Here is a 6,000-nt window from a genome sequence, read left to right as displayed (position 1 = left end):
GCCATTCTTTTCTTCTTTTTAACGAAAAGTTTCAGGGCAGATTTGACTCATGTGAGTCAAATCTGCCCTGTTTGGAACTATCTATTTCCCGACAGCCCGTTTGGTTTGCCTAATAAAATAGGGGGAGAGTAGAAAAACTACATATATTATGCTGCAAGGTATGGACTAATACAGTCCAGAACTTCCGAACAATCATCTGCGTGAATCTGAAGTGTAAGTTCAGAAGCATCACTGATCGCTGCAGCGCTGACAATGGACTTGGCATCTACAATTCGGCATCCTGCTTTTAAATCCATGTCGAAATCAAATTTACGAATTTTTGTTACAAAATCAAATACTTGTTCTGCATTATTAAAATGTACTTTGTAAGAATGCATGGAATGAACCCTCCTTCAAAAAAATATAACGATATCCGGATAGGAAACAGTTATGTCTAATTATAAGCAGAATAAAGCAAAAGTCAATAGTAAAAATGTTAATAAAGTGTGAAAAAGATAGAATATTCTAACAATTTAAAGAAATCCGCCGTCAAATCCGATAATCTGACCTGTCATGTAGGAAGGGGCAGAAGCGGTGTGGAAGATAAACTTTGCTGCTTCCCATGGAGAAGCGAAATATCCTGCCGGGATTTCTTCTGAAAGGCTTTCGCGCTCTTCTTCTGATAATTGGCTATTCATTTTTGTGTCAATTACGCCGCAGGCAATGGCATTTACTTGAATATTGCTTGGAGCAAGTTCTTTTGCAAGCGCTTTTGTAAGACCATTGACACCTGATTTAGATGCAGAATAGGCTGCTTCACAGGAAGCGCCGGAAGTTCCCCACATAGAGGAAATATTAATAATCTTGCCTGATTTTCGGCGGAGCATTATAGGAATGGCGCTGCGGCAGCAATAAAATACAGAAGAAAGATTTGTATTAAGAACGCGATTCCATTCTTCGTCGGTCATATCGCTTAATAGTCCAATCCATGCGATTCCGGCATTGTTCACAAGAACATCTAGCCCAAGATGAGTATTTTCTATTTGAGTGAAGATAGTGCGAACGGTTTCCGGATTGCTGATATCTCCCGGAAAGATGCTACAGCCAGTATGAAAATTGGAAGTAATCTCTTCCTGAAGTGAGAGCAGGCGCTCTTCTGACCGGGCGTTTAAAAATGTATGATAGCCGTTTTCGGCAAAGATAAGAGCAGCCGCACGTCCGATTCCTTCAGAGGCGCCGCTGATAAAAACTGTTTTTTGATGCATAATCATTCTCCTAACATATAATCTGAATTGATTGTATCATATTTCAGCGGATTTCGGTTGATTTTCATTGTGGGACAGGAGAAAAAATGTTACAATAAACGGAGTAAAATGAATAAAACTAAAAGGAGAAAAGCTGTTATGAAATCAAAGATAAATATGAAAGAATATTTATTTATTACGCTTGGTATCATGATTGTAGCGGGAGCAGTATACTTTTTTATGATACCGTGCCAGCTTGTTGTAGGAAGTTTGTCAGGTCTTGTACTGGTGCTTTCGAATTTTATTCCGCTGTCGATTTCGACAATGACATTGGTATTGAACATGCTGCTTTTGATTCTGGGATTTATTTTTATCGGGAAAGAATTTGGAGCAAAGACGATCTATACATCGATCATGCTTCCGGTTTTCCTGAAAGTGTTTGAGATTTTGTTCCCGGATCCGAAGCCTCTGACAGATGAGATTATTATTAACACAATTTGTTATGTGCTCATCGTCAGCATTGGTCTTGCCATGCTGTTTAATGCCAACGCTTCTTCCGGAGGTCTCGATATCATTGCCAAGTTTCTGAATAAGTATTTTCATATAGAGCTTGGAAAGGCGATGACAATTGCCGGAATGGTAACGGCGTTTTCTTCGATTCTTGTGTATGATACGAAGACACTTGTGATCAGTATTCTTGCGACATACTTCAATGGAATCGTGCTGGATCATTATATTGATGGGTTCCATGTGAAGAAACGAGTCTGTATTCTTTCGTCAGAATATAAGAAGATACAGCAGTACATTGTGCAGGAGATGAGAAGAGGAGTAACCTTGTATCCGGCAAAGGGAGGTTATGACAATCAAGATAAGGTAGAACTGATCACAATTTTGACAAGACCTGAGTACGGAGAATTGCTGAAATATATTCACGAGGCAGATCCGAAAGCGTTTGTGACAGTTTCCATGGTAAGTGAAGTCATTGGTGAATGGAACAGAACGAAAAAATAAGGGGATAGAAACGATGATAGACAGGGCAATTGCGTTTGCGACAAGGGCGCATGAAGGACAAGTTCGCAAGGGGACGACACGTCCGTACATTGTGCATCCGTTGGAAGTAGGCAGGATTGTATCGGTAATGACAGATGATGAGGAGATTATCAGTGCAGCAATTCTTCACGATACGATTGAAGATTGTGAAGAAGTGACGGAGGAAGTTTTGCGAAAAGAATTCGGAGATCGGGTAACAGAGCTTGTGCTTCAGGAAAGCGAAGATAAGTCAAAAACCTGGATGGAGCGTAAAAGCGCTACAATCCGTCAGTTACAATCAGCCACAAGAGAGCATAAAATGATCGCACTGGCAGATAAGCTGTCGAATATGCGGGATATTGACAGAGATTATCCTGAGTGCGGCGAGAAGCTGTGGGAGCGGTTTCGGATGAAAGATAAGAAAATCATCGGATGGTATTATAAAGGAATCCGGGATGTTTTGCGGGAAGAATTCGAAGGACTTCCGGTATATGAAGAATACTGTCATCTTGTTCATAAAAATTTTGAATAGTTTAGAAAATACTGACAAGAATCAGTTATAAAGTAAAAAACAAAAGAAAGCTGTCATTTCCAGGATATAGAATGGAAGGACAGCTTTTTTGAATGTATGCCTGGCGGCACATGCTTTCAATTATGGAAAAATGATATTTGCTAAAGCGGATATTGTGATTTTGCACAAAAATCAATTGAAAATATTGTGACTGAAAATGATTGAAAATGATTGACTATGACTAAAAACGGGAATATAATTAAATCATCAAAAACAACTAAAAACAATCAAAATAAATCAAAAAGGAGGAAAACCATGATTTATACAGTAACATTTAATCCATCGCTTGACTATATTGTTACAGTAGATGTATTGAAGACTGGAGAAGTGAATCGGACGTCTTCCGAGCTGATTTTACCGGGAGGAAAAGGGATTAACGTTTCTATCGTTTTGAAGCATCTTGGAATGGATAATACAGCGCTTGGATTCATTTCCGGTTTTACCGGAGAAGAAATCAGACGCCGGGTAAAAGAGCAGGGAGTTGAAGAAGATTTTATTGAACTGAAAAATGGATGGTCCAGAATCAATATGAAGATTCGTTCTGCAGAAGAGAGCGAGATCAATGGTCAAGGTCCGGTAATTGATGCGAATGCAGTCGGACAGCTCTGTGAGAAACTGGAGCATCTTTCAGAAGGAGATGTACTCGTGCTGGCTGGCAGCATTCCCAATACGATGCCGGATACAATCTACAGAGATATTCTGGAAAGTTTGGAAGGAAGAGGAATTCAAATTGTTGTGGATGCTACAAAAGATCTGCTTGTCAATGTGCTGAAATATCGTCCATTTCTTATTAAACCAAATCACCATGAATTGGCAGAGATTTTTCAGACAACGTTTCAAAACCGGGAAGAAATCATCCGGCATGCGAAAAAACTTCAGGAGATGGGGGCGCGGAATGTCTTGATTTCAATGGCAGGAGATGGCGCAGTGCTTGTTTCTGAAACAGGGGCAGTTTATGAGAGTGAAGCGCCGAAAGGCGTGGTTGTGAATTCTGTAGGAGCGGGAGATTCGATGGTGGCTGGATTTCTTGCGGGATATCTGCAGACCGGTAATTATAAGGAAGCATTTAAGATGGGAATTGCCAGCGGCAGCGCCAGTGCCTTTTCAGAAAATCTGGCAACACTGGAAGAAGTAGAGGCGCTAAAAAGTACATTGTGTTTTTAAGGTTAAAGAAAGAAGGAGCTAACTATATGAGAATTACAGATTTATTATCAGCAGACAGTATTGAATTAAATGGAACTGCTCAAAATAAAACAGATGTTTTGAATCAGATGGTAGATCTGATGGAAAAAAGAGGAAATCTGTCGGAGAAAGAGACATATCGCAGTGCGGTGTTTGCAAGAGAGGAAGAAGGAACAACCGGAGTTGGAGAAGGAATTGCAATTCCGCATGGAAAATCCGCAGCAGTTACGGCACCGGGACTTGCAGCTATGGTTGTGAAAGACGGGGTAGAATACGATGCTTTGGACGGAGAACCTGTGGATTTAATCTTTCTGATTGCAGCGCCGAACACAAAAGATAATGTGCATCTGGAAGTATTGAGTAAACTATCTGTTCTTTTGATGAATGAAGAGTTTACGGCAGCGCTGAAAGCAGCAGCATCGAAAGAAGAATTCCTTCAGATCATTGAAACAGCAGAGAAGGAAAAAGATGCAGAGGAAAAAGAAATTCAGAAATTGGTGGAAGAGCCAGAGATGGCGGTACAGAAAAAAATTGTTGCAGTAACAGCGTGCCCGACAGGAATTGCCCATACGTATATGGCAGCGGAAAGTCTTGAAAAGAAAGCAAAAGAACTTGGCTATCAGATCAAAGTAGAAACAAGGGGCTCCGGCGGCGCTAAAAATGTGCTTACGGAAAAAGAAATCAGAGAGGCAGACGGTGTCATTGTTGCAGCAGATACAAAAGTTCCGATGGAACGTTTCCACGGAAAGCGCGTGATCGAATGTCAGGTTTCTGCGGGAATCAGTAAGCCGGAAGAATTGCTCCAGAAAATTGCTGCTGAAGATGCGCCGATTTACAAGAGCAAGGGAGAGAAACAGAAAGATATGCCGGTGGAAAAAGAAAGCACCGGACATCAAATCTATAAGCATTTAATGAATGGTGTTTCCCATATGCTTCCATTTGTAGTAGGCGGCGGTATTCTGATCGCGATTGCATTTTTGATTGACGGATTTAGTGTAGACATTGCGACACTGGAAGATAAATCACTATTTGGAACAATCACACCGACAGCAGCATTCTTTAAACAGATCGGCGGACTTGCATTCGGCTTTATGCTTCCGATTTTGGCAGGTTTCATTGCGGAAAGTATTGCAGACAGACCGGGACTTGCGATTGGTTTTGTTGGTGGAGCTATTGCGGCAAACGGAAAATCAGGATTTCTTGGCGCACTTGCAGCCGGATTTATTGCAGGGTATCTCGTACAGTTATTAAAGAAAGTATTTTCAAAGCTTCCTGACAGTCTGGAAGGTCTGAAACCGGTACTTTTATATCCACTTTGCGGAACACTGTTTATCGGTTTAACTATGACATTTATTATCGAGCCGGTTGTAGGAATTGTGAATACAGCTTTAACAAATGGATTATCGGCCATGAGCGGTACAAGTGTTATTTTACTTGGATTTATTCTGGCAGGTATGATGGCAGTTGATATGGGAGGTCCATTTAATAAAGCAGCATATGTATTTGGAACAGCATCGATTGCATCAGGTAACTATAACATTATGGCAGCAGTTATGATCGGAGGTATGGTTCCGCCGTGTGCGATCGCACTTGCTACATTATTATTCAAAAATAAATTTACGGTTGAAGAAAGAAAATCAGGTCCGACGAATTTTATTATGGGACTTTCCTTTATTACAGAAGGCGCAATCCCATTTGCGGCATCTGATCCGCTTCATGTCCTTCCGGCATGTGTTGTCGGTTCAGGGGTGGCAGGATCATTGTCCATGCTGTTTGGATGTACATTGATGGCGCCTCATGGTGGAATCTTCGTATTCCCGGTTGTAGGAAATGCACTGATGTATTTGGCAGCGCTTGCAGTTGGAACGGTAATTGGTGCAGTCCTTCTTGGTCTTTTGAAAAAAGAAGTAAAAATGAATTAAATTGTTTTGACAGAAACACATTTTGCAGGCATAATAGAGATATGCAGTAAAATCCTGTCGGAATACATCAGAC

6 protein-coding genes are annotated in these 6,000 nt (G+C 40.9%); 4 read left to right on the top strand and 2 right to left on the bottom strand.

Features of this window, described 5'->3' with window-relative positions:
* Nucleotides 1–146 precede the first annotated feature (146 nt).
* Together DWX73_RS01160 and DWX73_RS01155 are read right to left on the bottom strand one after the other, a co-directional pair.
* Entirely contained in the window at nt 147–377 is a 231-nt protein-coding gene (locus DWX73_RS01160) for an HPr family phosphocarrier protein (protein ID WP_118346308.1), read from the bottom strand.
* A 135-nt stretch (nt 378–512) separates the two neighbouring features.
* Complete coding sequence (locus DWX73_RS01155; protein WP_118346307.1) at nt 513–1,244, bottom strand: SDR family NAD(P)-dependent oxidoreductase; 732 nt, start codon at nt 1,242–1,244, stop codon at nt 513–515.
* Between the two features lie 138 nt (nt 1,245–1,382).
* On the opposite strand from DWX73_RS01155, the gene DWX73_RS01150 reads away from it, so the two are divergent.
* The 4 genes from DWX73_RS01150 (at nt 1,383) to DWX73_RS01135 (ending at nt 5,927) form a co-directional block, all read left to right on the top strand.
* Nucleotides 1,383–2,234 (top strand): YitT family protein, encoded by an 852-nt coding sequence (locus DWX73_RS01150; protein ID WP_118346306.1) that lies wholly within the window; start codon nt 1,383–1,385, stop codon nt 2,232–2,234.
* 13 nt (nt 2,235–2,247) lie between these two features.
* The gene (locus DWX73_RS01145; RefSeq protein WP_118346305.1) at nt 2,248–2,784 is read left to right on the top strand and encodes an HD domain-containing protein; all 537 of its coding nucleotides are present in this window, start codon (nt 2,248–2,250) and stop codon (nt 2,782–2,784) included.
* Nucleotides 2,785–3,078: 294 nt separating this feature from the next.
* A complete protein-coding gene (pfkB, locus tag DWX73_RS01140; protein ID WP_118346304.1) occupies nt 3,079–3,987 on the top strand; it encodes a 1-phosphofructokinase in 909 nt (302 codons plus the stop codon).
* Between the two features lie 26 nt (nt 3,988–4,013).
* Nucleotides 4,014–5,927 carry a PTS fructose transporter subunit IIABC gene (locus DWX73_RS01135; RefSeq protein WP_118346303.1) on the top strand — a complete coding sequence of 638 codons (1,914 nt, stop codon included), beginning with the start codon at nt 4,014–4,016 and terminating at the stop codon, nt 5,925–5,927.
* Nucleotides 5,928–6,000: the final 73 nt, after the last annotated feature.

This window comes from Coprococcus sp. AF21-14LB, assembly GCF_003458885.1.
Taxonomy (GTDB): Bacteria; Bacillota; Clostridia; order Lachnospirales; family Lachnospiraceae; genus UBA9414.
This window is presented reverse-complemented; position numbering and strand designations above follow the sequence as displayed.

Excerpts from the sequence above, each read along its gene's own strand:
- DWX73_RS01145 (WP_118346305.1), top strand. The coding sequence starts at position 2,248 with ATGATAGACAGGGCAATTGCGTTTGCGACAAGGGCGCATGAAGGACAA.
- pfkB (WP_118346304.1), top strand. The coding sequence starts at position 3,079 with ATGATTTATACAGTAACATTTAATCCATCGCTTGACTATATTGTTACA.
- DWX73_RS01160 (WP_118346308.1), bottom strand. The coding sequence starts at position 377 with ATGCATTCTTACAAAGTACATTTTAATAATGCAGAACAAGTATTTGAT.
- DWX73_RS01150 (WP_118346306.1), top strand. The coding sequence starts at position 1,383 with ATGAAATCAAAGATAAATATGAAAGAATATTTATTTATTACGCTTGGT.
- DWX73_RS01155 (WP_118346307.1), bottom strand. The coding sequence starts at position 1,244 with ATGCATCAAAAAACAGTTTTTATCAGCGGCGCCTCTGAAGGAATCGGA.
- DWX73_RS01135 (WP_118346303.1), top strand. The coding sequence starts at position 4,014 with ATGAGAATTACAGATTTATTATCAGCAGACAGTATTGAATTAAATGGA.